The 18,451-nt window shown below is 67.1% G+C and carries 12 protein-coding genes; 4 read left to right on the top strand and 8 right to left on the bottom strand.

The window, feature by feature from the left end:
* Positions 1-267: 267 nt before the first annotated feature.
* The 4 genes from HXX10_RS05755 to HXX10_RS05770 form a co-directional block, all read right to left on the bottom strand.
* On the bottom strand, positions 268-1,359 hold the full coding sequence (locus tag HXX10_RS05755; RefSeq protein ID WP_296520596.1) for an AAA family ATPase: 1,092 nt from the start codon (positions 1,357-1,359) through the stop codon (positions 268-270).
* A gap of 68 nt (positions 1,360-1,427) precedes the next feature.
* Positions 1,428-2,336, bottom strand: coding sequence for a toprim domain-containing protein (locus tag HXX10_RS05760; protein WP_296520598.1), 909 nt, complete (start codon positions 2,334-2,336; stop codon positions 1,428-1,430).
* 245 nt (positions 2,337-2,581) lie between these two features.
* On the bottom strand, positions 2,582-2,869 hold the full coding sequence (locus HXX10_RS05765) for a hypothetical protein (protein ID WP_296520600.1): 288 nt from the start codon (positions 2,867-2,869) through the stop codon (positions 2,582-2,584).
* A gap of 10 nt (positions 2,870-2,879) precedes the next feature.
* Positions 2,880-4,391 carry a PLP-dependent aminotransferase family protein gene (locus tag HXX10_RS05770; protein ID WP_296520601.1) on the bottom strand — a complete coding sequence of 504 codons (1,512 nt, stop codon included), beginning with the start codon at positions 4,389-4,391 and terminating at the stop codon, positions 2,880-2,882.
* Between the two features lie 158 nt (positions 4,392-4,549).
* On the opposite strand from HXX10_RS05770, the gene HXX10_RS05775 reads away from it, so the two are divergent.
* The 3 genes from HXX10_RS05775 to HXX10_RS05785 are packed head-to-tail and all read left to right on the top strand — an operon-like array spanning position 4,550 to position 8,415.
* Positions 4,550-5,686, top strand: coding sequence for a hypothetical protein (locus HXX10_RS05775; protein ID WP_296520603.1), 1,137 nt, complete (start codon positions 4,550-4,552; stop codon positions 5,684-5,686).
* A gap of 22 nt (positions 5,687-5,708) precedes the next feature.
* Positions 5,709-6,947 carry an amidohydrolase family protein gene (locus HXX10_RS05780; protein ID WP_296520605.1) on the top strand — a complete coding sequence of 413 codons (1,239 nt, stop codon included), beginning with the start codon at positions 5,709-5,711 and terminating at the stop codon, positions 6,945-6,947.
* 58 nt (positions 6,948-7,005) lie between these two features.
* A complete protein-coding gene (locus HXX10_RS05785) occupies positions 7,006-8,415 on the top strand; it encodes an amidohydrolase family protein (RefSeq protein WP_296520607.1) in 1,410 nt (469 codons plus the stop codon).
* Between the two features lie 61 nt (positions 8,416-8,476).
* On the opposite strand, the gene HXX10_RS05790 is transcribed toward HXX10_RS05785, so the two are convergent.
* The 4 genes from HXX10_RS05790 to HXX10_RS05805 form a co-directional block, all read right to left on the bottom strand.
* A complete protein-coding gene (locus tag HXX10_RS05790; protein ID WP_296520609.1) occupies positions 8,477-9,490 on the bottom strand; it encodes an ABC transporter substrate-binding protein in 1,014 nt (337 codons plus the stop codon).
* Between the two features lie 165 nt (positions 9,491-9,655).
* Positions 9,656-12,043 (bottom strand): arylsulfatase, encoded by a 2,388-nt coding sequence (locus HXX10_RS05795; protein ID WP_296520611.1) that lies wholly within the window; start codon positions 12,041-12,043, stop codon positions 9,656-9,658.
* A 49-nt stretch (positions 12,044-12,092) separates the two neighbouring features.
* A complete protein-coding gene (locus tag HXX10_RS05800; RefSeq protein WP_296520612.1) occupies positions 12,093-13,562 on the bottom strand; it encodes an arylsulfatase in 1,470 nt (489 codons plus the stop codon).
* Between the two features lie 146 nt (positions 13,563-13,708).
* Entirely contained in the window at positions 13,709-15,349 is a 1,641-nt protein-coding gene (locus HXX10_RS05805; protein ID WP_296520614.1) for an arylsulfatase, read from the bottom strand.
* Positions 15,350-15,947: 598 nt separating this feature from the next.
* Here HXX10_RS05805 and HXX10_RS05810 point away from each other — a divergent pair.
* Positions 15,948-18,377, top strand: coding sequence for a tetratricopeptide repeat protein (locus HXX10_RS05810; RefSeq protein ID WP_296520616.1), 2,430 nt, complete (start codon positions 15,948-15,950; stop codon positions 18,375-18,377).
* Positions 18,378-18,451 lie beyond the last annotated feature (74 nt).

Consider the following 18,451-nt stretch of genomic DNA (forward strand, 5'->3'; position numbering starts at 1 on the left):
GGGACGACTCGGCGACCCCGTGCAGGGGGATACCGGGGTCGGTTTCGGAGCGGTGGAAGTCCGTCAACCGACGCGAAAAGTTCGCACCAGGGCGAGGCGTTTCGGCTGGCATAGCTTCTCTCCCGGGGTTGTTGGGTTGGGTAAGCAAAACCGTCGTCTGTCGCACCGTCGCTTCGCGTCGCAAATCGTCGCAAGTGCGACGGGTCTTACTGTCGCGTCGTGTCGCACCTCCTTAAAAGGTGCGACACATGCGACACCTGCGATAGCTCAGGCAGCGGCACGCCAGACGAGGCCGTCCCGCTCACCGATGAGACCTCGGGCCGCAAGGCTGTTCCGGAGCCTACGGAAGTCCTCCCGTGGGTTCTTGGCCTCGCGATCAAGGTCGCCACGCGCGTAGATCTTGCTCCGCCAATCGTCAGTTCTCACGACGGTGAGTCCAGGCGGGAGACCGAAGCTAGCGGGGGGCGGGGTGCCGCGATCGATCGCGGCATCCGCCAGTGCTTCGAGGGCGAGCCGCTGTCGATCTGACAGCGATCGCCCGGATGACTGCTTTCGAAACGGTCCGTCTACTGCCACCACGACGCACGAAGTGATAGGATCGCCGTCCGCGTCGAAACCTACCGCCACCGGCTCCAGACGGCTGGCGATCATCTCACCCTCCGGGCCGTCCTTCATCCACTCGACAGTGACCGTGATGTTGTCGGCCGCGTCGCGCTTCGCCGCGAGCTGGGCGTCGGCAGCTCCGGTGAGGCTGGTGTGACCACGGGGGCGGGTGGTGTCGAGCCCGCAGTGGTGGACGATGACAACAGCGCAACCCAGGGCGTCGCGGATCGCGTCCGCTGCCGCCACGTAGGCAGCCATGTCCCGATCGTCCGACTCCGACCCGCCGATCGAGCGGTTCAGGGTGTCGATGAAGACGACGGCCGGGTTCTCGCCGCGGAGTTCGTTCCAAATCGCGTCGACCAACGCGGGTTGGTCCTGCACCAGCTTCATCGGCGAGGCGACGAGGTAGAAAGGAACATCCCGGTGCCGGTCGGCGAGGTGTCGCGCGCGGAACGCGTCGAGCCGCGGGCCGTAGCCCGACGCACCTTCGAGCGCGCAGTAGACCACGGGGCCGCCCCGGACACGATGGCCGCGATAGTCCCAGTCCAGTGCGATGTGCAGACCCAGGTCCGTTGCCCAGAAAGATTTCCCGCACTTCGGGGGGCCCCACAGTACCGTGAGGCCGGCCTGCGGGATGAGTCCCTTCACCACATACCTGGGTTTCGGCGAGGTCTGGATCTCGTCGAAGGGGATCAGCTTGAAGCGCGGGGCGCTCGCATTCCGGCGGTCGCCGGGAAAAGGCGTCACGTTCGTCATGTCGCACTCGGGCTGCCCTAGCCGCCGGGGTTCTTGGACTTCCATCGTGTACGAGTTCGGATCGACCATTACGCAGCCTCCCGCACGACGTCGTTCATGTCAGAGCCAGACTTCACCGGCCGGAGGAGCCGAACCTCTACGCCGGCTCGGTGCCAGCGGTCGGCAACGGTGCCAGCCGCACACTGACCGTGGCCGTTCTCGTCATGGTCGACCGCGATCCACAAGCATTCGACGCCTGGAAGGACCGGGAGCGCAGCGACTTGGCCAGCCGAGAGTAGCGGCCAGACGGGCGAGGCCACGAACTCAGGCAAGCGCCGCAGAGACAAAGTGGTTTCGATGCCCTCGCCTACGCCTAGGCATTGGGTCACGTCCGCGTCCGGCGTGATCTTGACCGCGCCGCCGCCGACAGGGCCGAGCGACAGGCGAGACGCGCCGTCGACCTCGGCCTTGCGACCGTCGAGCGTGATCGCCGTGCGATGGATTGCCTTGGGCGCGTCCATGCGCACATCGTGGACCAGCGCCACCATGGCCGGCACGCGTCGGCCTCGGAACGGACAGGCAGGATGAAACCGGATGGCCTGGCCGGCGGCCTCGGTCGGGAGCGTCAGCCCGCGGTTGGCCAGATATACCTCGACCGGCGTGCCGGCCGGGTGCTGCGCCTGACGCCAAATGGCGAGCGCCTGCTCGGTCCGTCCTGCGTCCTCAAAACGGACCGGCTCCGGACGCATCCGGTGGATCGCCTGGACGTTCGATTGATCGCGCCGGATCCCGAGCAGAGCGCGGACATGGTCCCGGCACAGCGCGAAGTCGTCGCCGGCATAGCTGTGGACGACGAACCCGTCAGGCGCCCGGTGATCCAACCGGACCGCGAGAGAGCGATCCTTCGGGGAATGACCGGGGCCGGGGCAGAGGATTTGTCCGTGGTAGATGTCGCCGCCGAGCGCACGCGCCGCGGCTTCCAGGGCGGCCATCAGCATGGTGCACCCCCGATCCGCTCGGCCGCGAGCCCCCGATGCTGCGGGCTAATTCGTTCGGCGACAAGGGACAGAATAATCGTTCCAACTTTGCCCCGATTTGCCGCAGCTTTCGGGGGGGCAAAAATCGGAACACGCATTGTTGTGGCGGTAAAATCCTCGGGCCTGTCACGCCGAAGGTCGCGGGTTCGAGTCCCGTCGCTCCCGCCAGTCGGATCAAGGATTTAGCCGAGGTCGATCCGGCCGGTTCAGACTTCGGGACGAGACCAGTCGAGGCTTTTCGCGCCGTTTTGGTCTGGTCCGGCACCGCGCGGGCGATACTCCAACCGAGCTTCGTCCACAGCCCTCGCCGCCTTCATGTCGACCGGCTGACAAACCCGCGGGAGTCGGTTCGAGGTGGCGATCGTGTTCGCCATTCTGTTCGACAGCTTGGCCAGCCGCACGTCGCTGATCGGCGTCTCCATGGCGCCGGAGCGCCGGAGGTCCTGCCCCTGGCGATCCTCGGGCGCGCCGACCGCCTCGATCCAGGCCCGCACGGCGTTGCCGCTACGTCACGAAGCGATCGCGACTGCGCTGCGTGAGAACGTCTTCGACGACCGAGCAGAGGCGGACGACGCCCTCGTCGATCTCCTCGGGGGTATTCAAGCCGAAGCTGATGCGGAGCGACCGCGATCTCGGCCGTGACGCATGGAAGACCTCGCCCGACACGAATGCGACGCCGCGGTGCACGGCGCGGAAGTAGAGCTCGGCCACGTCGGCGCCCTCCGGCAAGGTCAGCCACAGGCTCAGCCCGCCCTCCGGCCGGCTGATCAGCGTGCCGTCCGGCATGCCACGGACCAGGCCATCGTAAATCCGCTGCTGGCGAAGGCCGTAGGTGCGACGCATGCGGTCGAGCGCACCCGAACAGCTCTGCTTCTGCAGGAAGTCGGCCATCGCCTCCTGCATGACACCGTTCGTATGCAAGTCCGCACACGCCTTCGCGCCGAGCAGCCGTCGCCGCAGAGCCTCCGGAAAGACGAGACAGCCGAGCCGCACCCCGGGCAGGAGCGTTTTGCCGAAGCCGCGCGCGTAGAGCACCGGGTCGTCCGGGGAGGCGAGGGCGCGAAGGGCCGGAACCGCGGTGCCGCGGAAGCGCAGCTCCGGGGAATGATCATCCTCCAGAACGACCGCGCCGTAGCGCCGCGCCAGCGCGAGAAGGTCGGCACGCTTCTGCGCGCTCGTGGTGATGCCGGTCGGATTCTGGAAGGTCGGATTGACGCAGATCAGCTTCGCCCGGCGGCGTACGATCGCTGCCTCGCAGGCATCGAGGTCGATCCCGTCGTTGTGCAGCGGAACCTCGACGATGGCGGCGCGGACGCCGCGCAGCGCGCCGATCACGCCGTGATAGGCGGGCTGCTCGATGACGACGGGATCGCCGGGCCCGAGCAGCGCGCGAACCGCCAGGTCGATCGCCTGCTGTCCGCCCGCAGTGATCAGGATGTTGTCGGGATCGGTGGTGAGCCCTTGCCGCGTCAGGTACGCCCCGATCTGGTGCCGCAGGCTCGGACGCCCCAATGGCGGGTCGTAGCGCAGGCAGTCGTCCAGCCGGTCCCTCGCGACCGCCGTGAGGCTCTTGCGGAAGTCGCGGCGGATCGCGTCGTCGACCGCCGGATAATTCGCCGTGAAGGCGATTACGCCGGGCGCGCGTCCAAGCTCGGACAGGCGTTCGGCGAGCAGGGGGCGCGTGTCGGTCTCGGTGGGGCCGTCCGTCTCGCCGGCCGCGGTTGCCGTGACGAAGCTGCCGCCGCCGTGCCGGCCTTCGAGCACCCGGGCCTCGGCGAGCTCCCGATACGCCCGGGCGACCGTGACCGGGTTGACGCCGAGCTGAGCAGCCAACCCGCGGACCGGGGGGAGCCGCATGCCGGGCGCCAGCACGCCACGGGCTACGAGATCCCGAATTTGGTCGCGGATCTGGGCGAAGCGGGCTGGGCCGTCCGGCAAAAGCGCGAGCGACAGCGTCTCGGCCGCGATCGCACGCGGGCGCTTGCGGTCGGCCGGCGACTTCGTTCTGCCTTTCACGGTGCGCGATCCAATAAATGTATGTTTGTTTGTATGCGTTCAAATCAGGGTCAGCAAGCCGTAGATATCAGCAAGAAATGGCTTAATTATCAGCAGAACATGGTGGTCCACGCGTTGAGAGGTGTACAAATATCTGCTTAGCTGTCGGACAGCGGACGATGGGCGGGGCTGAAAGGGCGGTGATGGCGGCTGCGGCGGGATTGAGGGTCGTCGGGTATTTCGATTGTCCGGGCGGCGGCCAAGTGGTCGTGCGTGACGGCGTCGCCTATGTCGGGCACGTCAAGCCGCCGAACGGAACATCGCTGATCGACGTGAGCGACCCGAGCAAGCCGCGCCTGCTCGCGAGCATCGCGGTTCCGGACGGGACTCTGTCGCACAAGGTGCGGGTCGACGGCGGCATCATGCTGGTGAACCGCGAGGTCTATCCGATCGGCCGCAAGGACCCGGAGTTCCAGGGCGGTCTCGAGGTTTTCGACATCACCACGCCGTCGTCGCCGCGCCGGATCGGCGCCTGGCCGACCCGCGGCATGCACCGCTTCACCTTCGACGGCCGTTACGTGTACGGCTCGCCCGAGCTCGACGGCTATCTCGGCAACATCGTCTCGATCATCGATTTCGCGAAGCCGGACCGGCCCGAGGAGGTCGGCCGCTGGTGGATGCCGGGCCAGTGGGCCGCGGGCGGCGAGACCCCGACCTGGGAGGGCACGGCGCATCGCTGCCACCACCCGATGCGGGCCGGCGACCGGCTCTACGTCAGCTACTGGCACGGCGGCTTCGTCATCCTCGACATCTCGGACATGAGCCGGCCGAAATACGTCTCCGGTTTCGACTGGAGCCCGCCGTTCCCGTGGCCGACCCATACGGCGCTGCCCGTTCCGTTCCCGCTGCGCGGCCGTCGGGTCATGCTGGTCGCCGACGAGGACGTGGTTCGGCTGCCCGGACCGACCGCGCCGGCCTTCCTCTGGCTGGTCGACATCACCGACGAGACGCGGCCGATCCCGTTCGCGAGCTTCCAGGTCGACGAGGAGGACGGGACGCCGAAGTGCGACTACACCGGGCTTCATCAGTTCTGCGAGGACATCCGCAGCACCGAAATCCCGATCGCCTGGTTCGCGCGCGGCCTCAAGATCGTCGACATCGCCAATCCGCACGCCCCCAAGGAGGTCGCCTCGTTCATGCCGCCGGTGCCCGACGGGGCCGCGCGGGTGCAGAGCAACGACGTCTGCTTCGACGACCGCGGCCTGATCTATCTGATCGACCGGACGCGCGGGCTGCACATTCTCGAACGGATCTGACAGCGACGACAGGACTGCGGACATGGATCTCGTCATTCGGAACGCCAGGGTGCGGGGGCAGCAGGATCCGGTCGACATCGCCGTGGCGAAGGACCGGATTTCCGCCGTCGTCCCGACATGGACCGGTATGGCCGGCCGGGAGATCGACGCCGCCGGCAGCCTGGTGCTCCCGGGCCTGTTCAACCTGCATCTCCACGCCGACAAGGCGCTGCTCGGCGCGATCATGCGACCCAACGTCTCCGGCACGCTGCCGGAGGCGATCGAGATCACCAACGAGTTCAAGCGCGCCTACGATCCGGAGGAGGTCGCGACCCGCGCCGCGACAGTGCTGGCCGAAGGCGTGCGGAACGGCACGACGTTCTTTCGCCTGTTCGCCGACGTCGGCACCGTCGGCGGGCTGCGCGCCGCCGAGGGGCTGCTTCTGGCGCGGGAGAAATTCGCCGGTCGGTGTGACGTGCAGGTGGTCGCGTTCCCGCAGGAGGGGATCGTGCGCGACCCGGGCACGGCCGAGCTCCTCGACGAGGCGATGAGGCTCGGCTGCGACATCGTCGGCGGCCTGCCGTGGTACGAATACACGGACGCGGAAGCGCGCCATCACATCGACATCTGCTTCGAGATCGCCGCGCGGCACGACCGCGACATCCACATGCTGGTGGACGACACCGACGACGCGAATTCGCGCAGTCTCGAATATCTCGCGCTGAAGACCATGCGCGAGGGATTCCAGGGCCGCGTCGCCGCGAGCCATTGCGGGGCGATGGCGGCCTACAACGACGTCTACGCGGCCAAGATCGTCGACATGGTGGCGACGGCCGGCGTCACCATCTCGTGCAACGCGCACATCAATCTGGTCTGCTCGGCGCGGCTCGACCGCGAGCCGAAGCGGCGCGGCATCGTCCGGGTCAAGGAACTGCTGGCGCGCGGCGCCAATGTCGTGACGTCGCAGGACGACGTGAACGATCCGTATTATCCGTTCGGCAAGCCGGACCCGCTCGAATGCGTCTCGATGATCGCCCACGTGGCACAACTGACACTGCCGCACGAGCTCGAGCAGGCCATGGACATGGTCACGGTGAATGCCGCAAAGTGCGCCCGCGTCGCCGATTACGGCATCGCGGCGGGATGCCGTGCCGATCTCGTCGTGGTCGGGGCGCCGTCCGTGCACGAGGCGATCCGACTGCAGCCGCTGCGACTACACGTGATCAAGAACGGGCGCGAGGTGGCGCGTTCGATCGTGACCCGCGAGTTGCTGCCGGCCTAAAAGTCTCGACGATCGTGGACAGGCCGTTCACCGACGAGGAGTCGATCCCGAGGCCCGCATGAGCGCTTCCGGTGAGGTTCGCTACGATCTGATCGTCCGCGGCGGCGCCCTGGTGATCCCGGGTGTCGGCCGGGTGCGGGCCGATGTCGGCATCGCCGGCGGGAGGATCGTGGCGCTCGCCGAGGCGCTTCCGGGCGAGGCCGCCGAGGTCTACGACGCCACCGGCAAGACGGTGCTTCCCGGCCTCTTCGATCCCCATACGCACATCGGGAACGAGCGGTCCTACGATGAAGAGGCCGAAACCGAGACCCGCGCCGCCGTCCTCGGTGGCGTGACCACGATCGGGATTTTCCTGCGCAGCCTCGACGACTCCTACACGAAACATCTGCCGGCGTTCCGGCGCGCCATGGACACGGTCAGCTACGTCGACTCGGTGTTTCATCCGCAGATCTTCACCGACGAGCAGATCGCCGAGATCCCTCGCTACGCCGCCGAGTACGGCATCCGCTCGTTCAAGTTCTACATGTCCGGCCTGCCCGGCATCGTCAAATCGGTGTCGGACGACGTGCTGCTGCGGGGTTTCCGCGCCGTCGCGGGTCTCGGACCGGACGCCGTCGCCTGCGTGCATTGCGAGACCGGTGCGCTGATCGAGCTGGCCCGCCGGGAACTGCAGACGAAGCCGGAGGGCACGCTCGCCGACTGGGAGCTCGCGCACCCCGCCGAGGCCGAGGCGCTGGCGATCCAGACCGCGCTCCACCTCGCCGGGACGGCCGGCGCGCATCTCTACGTGGTGCATCTGTCGAGCCGGCAGGGTCTCGACGTCGTGCGCCGGGGCCGCCGGCAGGGACTGCGGTTCACGGTCGAGACGACGACGCCGTATCTCGGGATCGCCAGCGACGACCCGAACGGGTTCCTGGCCAAGGCGGTGCCGCCGGTCCGCACCAGGGACCATCACGATGCCTTGTGGCAGGGTGTGCTGGAGGGGTCGATCAACACGGTGGGGACCGACAACACGTCGCGCTGCCGGGCCACCAAGCAGCCGGAGGCCGGCCTGCACGGGGCGCGACCCGGCCTTCCCGTGCTCGGCACCCATCTGCCGGTGCTGCTGCATCACGGCCGCGAGCGCGGCGTTCCGCTGGAGGTTCTGGTCGACTGCGCGACGCGCGCGCCGGCGAAGGTGTACGGCATCTATCCGCAGAAGGGGACGATCGCGGTCGGCTCCGACGCCGATCTCGCCATCGTCGACCTCGACCTCGAGCGGGTTGTGCGCGCAGATGAGTTGCTGGGGATGTCCGACTTCTCGCCGTTCGAAGGCAAGCGCCTGCGCGGCTGGCCGGTCGCGACCATCAAGGGGGGCCGGATCGTCGCCCGGGACGGCCGGATCGTCGGTCCACCGACGGGCCGCTATCTTCCTCGCGAGGCCCGCGACCGCGCCCCCGAGGTCGATTGGCTGCGGCGCCCGGGTTGACCCCGGAGGGGCCCGGCAAACCGCCGGGCACGCCGTGCGAGGCATGCCCGGCGTCGTGTCCTCACAGCTTGCGGTCGGAGGCCGGCGGCAGGAACTTGTCGGTGAACGCGTCCACCGCCTTCGCCTTGTTCTTGAACTCGTAGGTGACGGCGATCTGCTCGATCGACTTGGCGTATCGCACGGGGTCGATGTCGCCGAACCCGTTCTGCTTGGTCCAGGGCGTCACGATGTTGTCGCGCAGAATGAGCTTGAGCCGTTCGAGCTCGACCTTCTCGTCGGCGGTTTCGTTGCGCTTCATCACCGATTTGATCGCCGTCTCGGGATCCTTGATCGTATCCTTCACGGCTTTGGCGAGGGCGCGCACGAAGCCCGCGACCGCCTCGGGATGCGCTTTGGCGAAGTCGGGATTGACGATGACGCCATTGCCATAGAGCAGCAGGCCGTGATCGGCCATCATGATCATCTTGATGTCCTCCGGCGCGATCCCCTTCTGCAACAGGTTGAAGTACATCGAATAGGTGAAGCCGGCGATGGCGTCGACCTTGCCGTCGGCCAGCATCGGCTCGCGCACCGGGAAACCGATGTTCTCGATCTTGACCTTGGTCTCGTCGATGTTGTTGGCCTGGACGAAAGCCTTCCATTGGGCGAAGGCGCCGTCGGCGGCGGGCGCCCCGAGAATGCGGCCCTCGAGATCCTTTGGTTTGACGATGCCGGTCCGCTTGAGCGTGCCGATCGCGAAGGGCGGGCGGTCGTGCAGCATCATCACGACCTTGAGATCCTTGTCGGGAGTCTGGTCGCGGAACCGGATCACCGAATTGATGTCGAAGAACCCCATTTGATGGGTGCCGACCGCGACGCGCGGAATACCCGACACCGAGCCGGCGCCCGAGTCGATCGTGACGTTCAGGCCTTCGGCCTTGTAGTAGCCTTTGTCCAACGCGACGAAGAACGGCGCCGACTGCCCCTCGAACTTCCAGTCGAGCGCGAACTTGATGTCCGTCTCGGCCAGGACGGGTGTCGCCGTAACGGCGGCGATGGTCACGGCGACGGCTCCGGCTAAGAACGATCGGATCATGTCTCGCACTTCCTCTCCTGGGCGGGTCATCGCCTGGAGCAGGCAAGTGGTGTGCCAGCGGCCCGGCGATCTCCGAGCCGACATGTCCAATCGACCCTCGATCGGGGCGAGCGGGCCCCCTCCCGTTGCCACAACCGGACATACGAAGGTGCCGTCCATCCTGCGTCACTTCAGCCGGACGTCGACCGTGGCGATGGTGCCGTCGAACCGGAACGGCCGGCGGTCGAAATAGTCGAGCGAGACGGGCGATCCGAGATCGATGCCGACATCGAAGGTCTCGCTGGCCGTGAACGCCGCCGGCACGGTGCGGGAGACGGTGGTGCGCGCGACCTCGCGGCCGTCGACGACGAGGCTCACCTCCGCGGGCGCGCCGGGCTTGGCGATCGTGGTGTCCACCTCGATCCGGTGCCGGCCGGGGCCGAGCGGCCGGTCCGACTTCGCCACCGTGCGCTCGATCACCATCATGTTGTACTCGTAGACCAGCGTGCCCTTGTCCATGTAGAGCGTCAGGCCCCCGGAGGCGCCGCCGAGCGCATAGAGCACGCCCGAGGCGTCGGTGCCGAGCTCGGCGTCGATGGTGACGTGGTTGCTCTCGCGGCCGAGGCCCGGGGCGGTGAACTCCGGCATGCGAGTGGTCGTCGTGTCGAAACGCCAGCTCGTATAGGCCGTCTTGATGCGGTCCTCGGGATGGAGGCGCAGCCAGATGCCGGCTCCGATCGGGAACGCCTTGTTGGCCTTCGCCTCGTCGAGGAAGCGCGCCTTCATGGCGGCGAGGCGCTGCGGCTCGCGCGCCGCGAGATCCTCGGCCTGCGAGAAGTCCTTGCCGAGATCGTAGAGTTCCCACACGTCCTTGCTCGAATCCCACGACGCCAGTCCCGGGCTCACCGTGAGCCACGGCGTCAGCGGGCCGAACGTGCCGGCGAACCAGCCGTCCTGATAGAGGCCGCGGCTGCCGTTGTTGTCGAAGTACTGGAGCGCCTTGCGCCCCGGCGCTTTGGCGTCGGCGAACGTGTAGGCCATGCTGACGCCGTCGATCGGGTCCTGGGCGAATCCGTCGACGACCTTCGGCGGCGTGATGCCGAGGATGTCGTAGATGGTCGGCGCGACGTCGTTGACGTGATGGAACTGCGATCGCGGCGTCTTGTCCGGGCGGATGCGCGCCGGCCAGGAGATCGCCACCGGATTGCGGGTGCCGCCGAAATGCGAGGCGATCAGCTTGGTGTGGTGAAACGGCGTGCTGCCGGCCCACGCCCAGCCGGCGTGGTACATGTTGTCGACCTTCGGGCCGCCGAGCTGGTCGAGGCCGCCCAGCTTGTCCAGCGCCGCGAGCTGCTGGGCGATGGTGTTGGGGATCTGGTTCTGCGCCAAGAGCTCGCTGATGCTGCCGTTCTGTCCCTCGGCGCTCGAGCCGTTGTCGCCGACGATGTAGATCACCATGGTGTTGTCGCGGATGCCGAGCCGGTCGAGCTCGTCGACCACCTTGCCGACCTGGGTGTCGACGTGCTCGACGAAGCCGGCGAAGACCTCCATGAGCCGCCGCTGGAACGGCCGCTCGGCCTCCGGAATGCTCGCCCAGGCGGCCATGCTGTCGGCCCGCGGCGTCAGCCTGGTGTCGGCGGGAATCCAGCCGAGCTCCTTCTGGTGCGCGAAGGTGCGCTCACGCAGCGCGTCCCAGCCGTCGTCGAACTTGCCTTTGTACTTGTCGGCCCAGGCCTTGAAGATGTGGTGCGGCCCGTGACCGGCGCCCGGCGCCCAGTACATCAGGAACGGCTTGTCGGGGGCGAAAGCGCGATGCTTGCGCATCCAGCCGATCGCCTTGTCGGACAGGTCCTCGCTCAAATGGTAGGTCGCGTCGTGCGGCGGCTCGACCGGATTGAGATTCTCGATCAGCCGCGGCTCCCATTGCGAGGTCTCGCCGGCGAGGAAGCCGTAGAAATAGTCGAAGCCGATGCCTTCGCCGGTCGGCCACAGGGTGAACGGCCCCATTGCGGTGGTCTCGGTCGCCGGGGTGTTGTGCCACTTGCCGAAGGCGGCGGTCATGTAGCCGTAGGCGCCGAGCACCTTGGCGAGCGTGGCGGAGCTGCGCGGGATGACGCCGGTGTAGCCGTCCCAGTCGACGGCGCGCTCGGCGATGGTGCCGGACCCGACCCGCTGATGATTGCGGCCGGTCAGCAGCGCCGCGCGGGTGGGCGAGCAGATCGCCGTGGTGTGGAAGGCGTTGTAGCTGATGCCCTGGGTGGCGATGCGCGAGAGCGTCGGCGTGTGGACCGGGCCGCCGTAGGTGTCGGGAACCCCGAAGCCGACATCGTCGAGCAGGACGATGACGATGTTGGGCGCATCCTTGGGCAGCCGGCTCGCTTCGGCGCGACGCTGATGCGTCGAGTCCTGCAGCCGCGGTGCGGCCACGCTCGCCGACGGCACGGTCGGAAACGGCAGGACGGAGCCGTCGGCCGGCACAGCGGGCGCTGCGGATTGGCTCAGAGCGGGCGTCGCAATTCCGAGCGCGAGAAATAACGCCACGCCCGAGCGGGCGATCGCCTTTTGTGACGGCATCCCATGTCCTCCCGCAAAGCCGAGGTTTCCGACCAGCCGAAAGGCACGCTCACTTCGGCAGCTTGGGCTTCACGGTCGGCAGGCCGCCGTCGTCGATGTCGAAGTCCGGATCGAGCACGGTCTTGCCCTGCGCACCCAGATAGTCCGGCTGCGCCTTCAGCCACTCGCTCATGGTCTGCTGCCTGGCATACGCCATCAGCCGGCCTTCCAGATCGCGGACGATGTCGGGGTTCTGCTCGCTGACGTCGGTCTTCTCGCCCGGATCGGCGCTCAGGTCGAACAGCTCGGTCTTGCCCGGCAGCAGCGCGATCTTCACCAGCTTCCACTTGCCCTTGATGACGGCGCCGCGGAACGCCTCGACGTTGACCAGGATGTCGTCGTGCGGGGTGGGATTCCCGTCCGCGAGGGTCGCCCATATGTTCTTGCCGTCGAGCGGCTTGTCGGGGCTCGCCTTGCCGCCGGCCAGCGCGAGCGCCGTCGGCATGATGTCGACCATGTGCAGCGGCTCGTTCACGACGCGCGGCGCCAGCTTGCCGGGCCAGTTGAAGATGGTCGGCACGCGGACGCCGCCCTCGTGCAGGCTTCCCTTGCCGCCGCGCAGATCGCCGTTGCTCGCCGGCAGCGATTCTTGCGTGACACCGCTCGCCTCGCGCTCCGCCTTGGAATGCGCGCCGCTCGCGACCACGGCGCTGCGCGGGCCGCCATTGTCGCTGGAGAAGACGATCAGCGTGTTGTCGCGCATGCCGCGCTTGTCGAGCGCGGCGACGATCCTGCCGACCTGATCATCGAGCGACGTGATCATGGCGGCATAGGTGCGCCGCGTCGGGTCCTTGATGGTCGATGCGTAGCGGTCCTCGTCGGCCTTCTGGGCCTGGTAGGGAGCGTGCGGGGCGAGCGACGCGAAATAGAGGAAGAACGGCTTGGCCTTGTCCTGCGCCTCAATGGTGCGGACCGCCTCGTCGCCGATCAGCGGCAGATAGTAGGTCTTCTCCTGGAAGAACTTGCCGTCGCGCTGCCAGTCGACGATCCCGCCGCGCATTTTCGTGAAGTAGTCCACCTCGCCGACGAGATTGCCGTAGAAGTGGTCGAAGCCGCGGTTCTGCGGCCAGAACTTCTTGTCGGCATGGCCGAGGTGCCATTTGCCGACCATCGCGGTGCTGTAGCCGACCTCCTTCAACGCCTGCGGCAGCGTCCGCTCGTCGGTCGGCAGGCCCCAGGTGTGGTTCGGGAAGATCACCAAAGTCTGCAGGCCGTAGCGCATCGGATACCGGCCGGTCATCAGCGCGGCCCGGGCCGGCGTGCAGACCGGCATGCCGTGAAACGACTCGAGCCGCACGCCCTCGGCCGCGAGCTTGTCGATGTTGGGCGTGCGGATGTCGCTGCCGCGATAACCGAGATCGGCGTTGCCGAGGTCGTCGGCGAGAATGACCACGATGTTGGGACGCTGCGCCTGGGCATGGGCGGACCCGAACCACGACAGCGCAAACAACATGGCGAGGACGACAACTCGTGCCTTCATGGCGTACCCATCCGTTATCGATCCGAGCCTTAACTGGCCTGCCGGATCCCGAACCTCTGCGATGCCAAACGCCCGCGCCGCCGCGACCTGTCGGCGTCCGGCGAGGAGCTTGGCCGCTCCCCGCCGGATCGCAGGACGATGCGCGTTCAGTTCTCTGTGGTTCCTACGGACTCGATCTGCTTCCTGACGCTGTCGAGATTGAACGAGCCCGGTGTCTGGCTCGGCGGATAGTCCTTCAGCGTGAGCAGGAACTGCAGAACCTGGTCGTTCGCCCCGAACAGGATGAAGACGCGGCTGAGGAACCAGTCGTGATAGACGTTGGCGTTGTGCTGTGCCCGCTCGTAGGGATCACGGCGCAGGTTGAAGAGGAGCGGGACCCGAAGGTTGGTGAAGGGCTCGCGCCACACGCCGAAGGCCTGGCCACGGTTCTCCTTGTACACGATCTTCCAGTCGCCCCAGCGAGCCGCGACGATGTCGCCGTCGTCGTTGACATAGACGAAGCCCCGGCGCGGCGACTCCGCGGTCTTGCCGCTCAGGTAGTCGAGCAGGTTGTAGCCGTCGATGTGGTTCCGGTAGGTGCGGCCGTTCAGCTCGGCTCCCTTGAGGAGGCGCTCCTTGATGTCCGGGGCGCCGGCGATGGCCGCGAAGGTGGGCAGCCAGTCCTGGTGCGAGACGATGCCGTTGAGCGTCGCGCCGGCCGGGAACACGCCGGGCCAGCGAACGAAGGCCGGAACCCGATAGGCGCCTTCCCAATTGGAGTTCTTCTCCGAGCGGAATGGCGTGTTGGCGGCGTCCGGCCAGGTGTTGTAATGCGGGCCGTTGTCGGTCGAGTACTGGACGATCGTGTTGCCGGCGATCCCGAGATCGTCGAGGAGCTTGAGCAGTTCGCCGACATGCATGTCGTGCTCGATCATGCCGTCGGTGTACTCGTCGTGACCCTTGGTCCGCCGGTCCGCCCGCACATGCGTGCGGAAATGCATGCGGGTGCCGTTCCACCACGCGAAGAAAGGCTTTCCGGCCCGCACCTGGCGGGTGATGAAGTCCTTGGCGGCCGCGATCGTCTCGTCGTCGATCGTCTCCATCCGCTTCTTGGTGAGCGGTCCGGTGTCGTCGATGGTCTGGCCGCCTTTTCCGTCGGCAACGGCCTTGATGACGCCCCGCGGCCCGAACCTCTTGCGGAACGCCGGATCGCTCGGATAGTCCTCGTTCTCCGGCTCCTCCTCGGCGTTCAGGTGATAGAGATTGCCGAGGAACTCGTCGAAGCCGTGCATCGTCGGCAGGTGCTCGTCGCGATCGCCCTGATGGTTCTTGCCGAACTGACCGGTGGCGTAGCCCTGCGCCTTCAGCACGGTCGCCATCGTCACGTCGGTCCTCTGCCATCCTTCGCTGGCGCCGGGAACGCCGACCTTGGTCATGCCGGAGCGCAGCGGGTTGCTGCCGCCGATGAAGGCGGCGCGTCCGGCCGTGCAGGACTGCTGGCCGTAGTAATCCGTGAAGGACAGGCCCTCCCGCGCGATACGATCGATGCTGGGCGTGCTGTAGCCCATCAGGCCGCGATTGTTGAAGCTGATGTTGGTCAGGCCGATATCGTCCCCCCAGATCACCAGAATGTTCGGTTTCTGGGACGACTGTGCCGGCGGTTGCGCCGGCTGCTGGGTTTGTGGCTGCGCTTGCTGAGGCGGCGGCGGTGCGGGCCGCGCCGGCTGCTGCGCCAGCGCCCCCTCCGCCGCGACGATGCCGAGAGCGCACCCGGCGAGCCCCACCACGAACCTGCGTAAACCTCTCATGTAATAATTCTCCTGAGCTGAATCCTGATCACGACCAACGTCGAGCAGTTCTCATGTCCTTGAAGGACATCCCTCCTGCTACCGTTGCTCTTGCGCATCCAGGAGATGCGATCACGCGCCGCGCCGGACCTTACGCGCGCAGCCGTCATTGGAACGCCGAGTCCCGAGGCCGGTCGTTCTTCATGTCCACGACGTCCAGGCGATTCCGAGCACTGCGGAGGTGCCGATCGAAGAGCGTTGTGGGACGAACGGTCGAATCAAAACAATTACCTCGGCGAGGGGGGCCGCGGCTATCGCCCGGCCCGTGATGCGACTAGGCTTTGCGGACCGGACGCAACATGCATAGATCGCTCAGGTTAGTCCTCATGCGACGACTGCTTCGCAGCTCACGACGGTATTTGAGCGTGTATCGATTGCAAGTGAAAGTGCCGCGACGGCGGCTCCGGCAGTGGTTCAAATTCGCGGCATGTGATTTCAGTTCATCGACACGCCGAGGGGCGCGAGTGCCGGTCATCATCACCGAAACGAGGCCAAGATGACGCGCAAGCCACTCCGGCCCGCTCGCAATGCCGGCGCCCGCAAGGAGGCCGTCGGCGGAGTGGCGGCGCCGGCGCCGCGCAGCGATCGGCCGGGCACGGCCGGCGAGATTCGGGCATCGCGACGGCGGCTCTGGGTTGGCGCCGCAATCGGTGCCGTGATCATCGTCGCCGCCGGTCTCGGCGCTGCCTGGCATCTACAAGGCAACAGCACGCGACAGGCGTCGGCTCGCCCAGCGGCGAGCTTCGTCGGCAGCGAGGCGTGCGCCGAGTGCCACACGTCCGAGACTGCGCTATGGCGTGCATCGCAGCACAAGCATGCGATGGATCACGCGACCGAGAAGACGGTGCTCGGCGATTTCGGCAACGCGACTTTCGATCATTACGGCATGCAGTCGCGGTTTTTCCGCAAGGACGGGAGGTTCATGGTCGAGACCGACGGGCCGGACGGCAAGCCCGGCGTGTTCGAGATCAAGTACACGTTCGGCCTCGATCCGCTGCAGCAATATTTGGTCGAGTTTCCCGACGGTCGCCTTCAAGTCCTCTCGGTTGCGTGGGACAGCCGCCCGAAGCAGCAGGGCGGGCAGCGCTGGTTTCATCTCTATCCGGACGAGCCCATCCGGCACGACGATGTTCTGCACTGGACCAAGCTGAGCCAGAACTGGAACTTCATGTGCGCCGAATGCCATTCGACCGGCGTGCGCAAGAGCTACGACGCGACGAACGATCGCTTCGCCACGACGTGGGCCGAGATCAGCGTCGGCTGCGAGGCGTGCCACGGCCGCGGCTCGCGTCACGTCGGATGGGCGCGCGACCGGCAAAGCTGGTGGCCGTTCGGGAAGGACGAGGATCCGGCCAAAGGACTGGTCGTGCGTTTCGACGAGCGGTGCGACGTGACCTGGCCGATCAACGTGCGGACCGGGAATGCACAGCGCAGTGTTCCGCCGGCGCTTCTTCGCAAGGAGGTCGAAACCTGCGGGCTCTGTCATGCCCGCCGCGGCGTCTTCTCGGAGGACTGGGTTCCCGGCCGCTGGCTGTCCGACACGCATGCGGTCTCGCCGATCACGCAAGGTCTCTACCACGCCGACGGCCAGATGCTCGACGAGGTCTACAATTACGGCTCGTTCAAGCAGAGCAAGATGTTCGCGGCCGGCGTGACCTGCAGCGACTGTCATGATCCGCACAGCGCCAAGCTGCGATTCCCCGGCGACAACACCTGCCTGCAGTGCCATTCGTCCGACAAATATTCCGACGCCGCTCACAACGGACACGCAACGACGAGTCCACCGCTCGCTTGCGTGTCGTGCCACATGCCGGCGCGCACCTACATGGTGGTCGATCCGCGGCACGATCACGGCTTCCGCGTTCCGCGGCCGGACCTGTCGGCGAAGCTCGGCACGCCCAACGCCTGCAACGACTGCCATACGGACAAGTCGGCTGTGTGGGCCGCAGATGCGGTCGAGCGCCGGCACGGGTCGGACCGGAAAGGCTTTCAGAGCTTCGCCGAAGCTCTGAAAGCGGCCTGGACCGGAAAGGGCAATTCCGCGGCGCTCCTCACGTCCGTGGCGAGGAACAGCGGCGCACCCGGAATTGCGCGGGCGAGTGCGCTCGCCGCGCTGGCCTCGGGCGTCTCCCCGTCGACAATCGACCTGGCGCGGGCCGGGCTGAAGGATGCCGATCCGATGGTGCGGATCGGAGCCATGGACATGCTGGAGAACGTTCCGGCGGCGCAGGCGTGGCCGCTGGTGTCGCCGCTGCTGTCCGATCCGGTTCGCGGCGTTCGGATCAGGGCCGCGGCGCTACTGGCGGCCGTCCCGAGCGCCACCCAGCCGCCAGCAGACCGCGATCATTTCGAGCGGGCAGCCGCGGAGCTCGTTGCCGCCCAACAGATCAATGCGGACCGGCCGGAAGCGCGCACGACCCTCGGCAACTACCTCGCGCACCGTGGTCGTTTCGGCGAGGCCGAAGCCGAGTACAAGGCGGCGCTGCGGCTCAGTCCGCAGTACGGCCCCGCAGCCACCAATCTTGCGGATCTCTACCGCGGGCTCAAGCGGGATGATGACAGCGAGAGCGTGTTGCGTGCAGCGATCGCCGCTTCACCCGGCGATGCGGGATTGCATCACGCGCTCGGACTGGCGCTGATCCGTCTCGATCGACGAAAGGACGCCCTCGACGAGCTGCGCAAGGCGACCGAGTTGGCGCCGGATCAGCCGAGATACGCGTATGTTTATGCAGTCGGACTGCATTCCGCCGGCCGTGTCGCAGAGGCTATGGCGATCCTCGAGGAGAGCCTCAAGAAGCGTCCGGAGGATCGCGACATGTTGCGGGCCGTCGTCAGCTTCAGCCGGAATGCCGGTGACGCTGCGGTTGCCCTCGACCATGCCGAGCGGCTCCTCCGGATCACACCGGACGACCGTGAACTGGCGATCCTGATCGAGAACCTTCGCCGCGCCGCGAACCCGGGTGGTTCCAAGTCGATGCATTCGCCGTGACGGGCTCCCGGCCAAGCTGTCTCAGGGGTGCGCTCGGCTTCGTGATCGCGTAGCTCCGAGGTGCCGCTGATTGT

Origin of the sequence: Rhodoplanes sp., from assembly GCF_013377085.1 — a bacterium.
Classification (GTDB): Bacteria; Pseudomonadota; Alphaproteobacteria; order Rhizobiales; family Xanthobacteraceae; genus Rhodoplanes.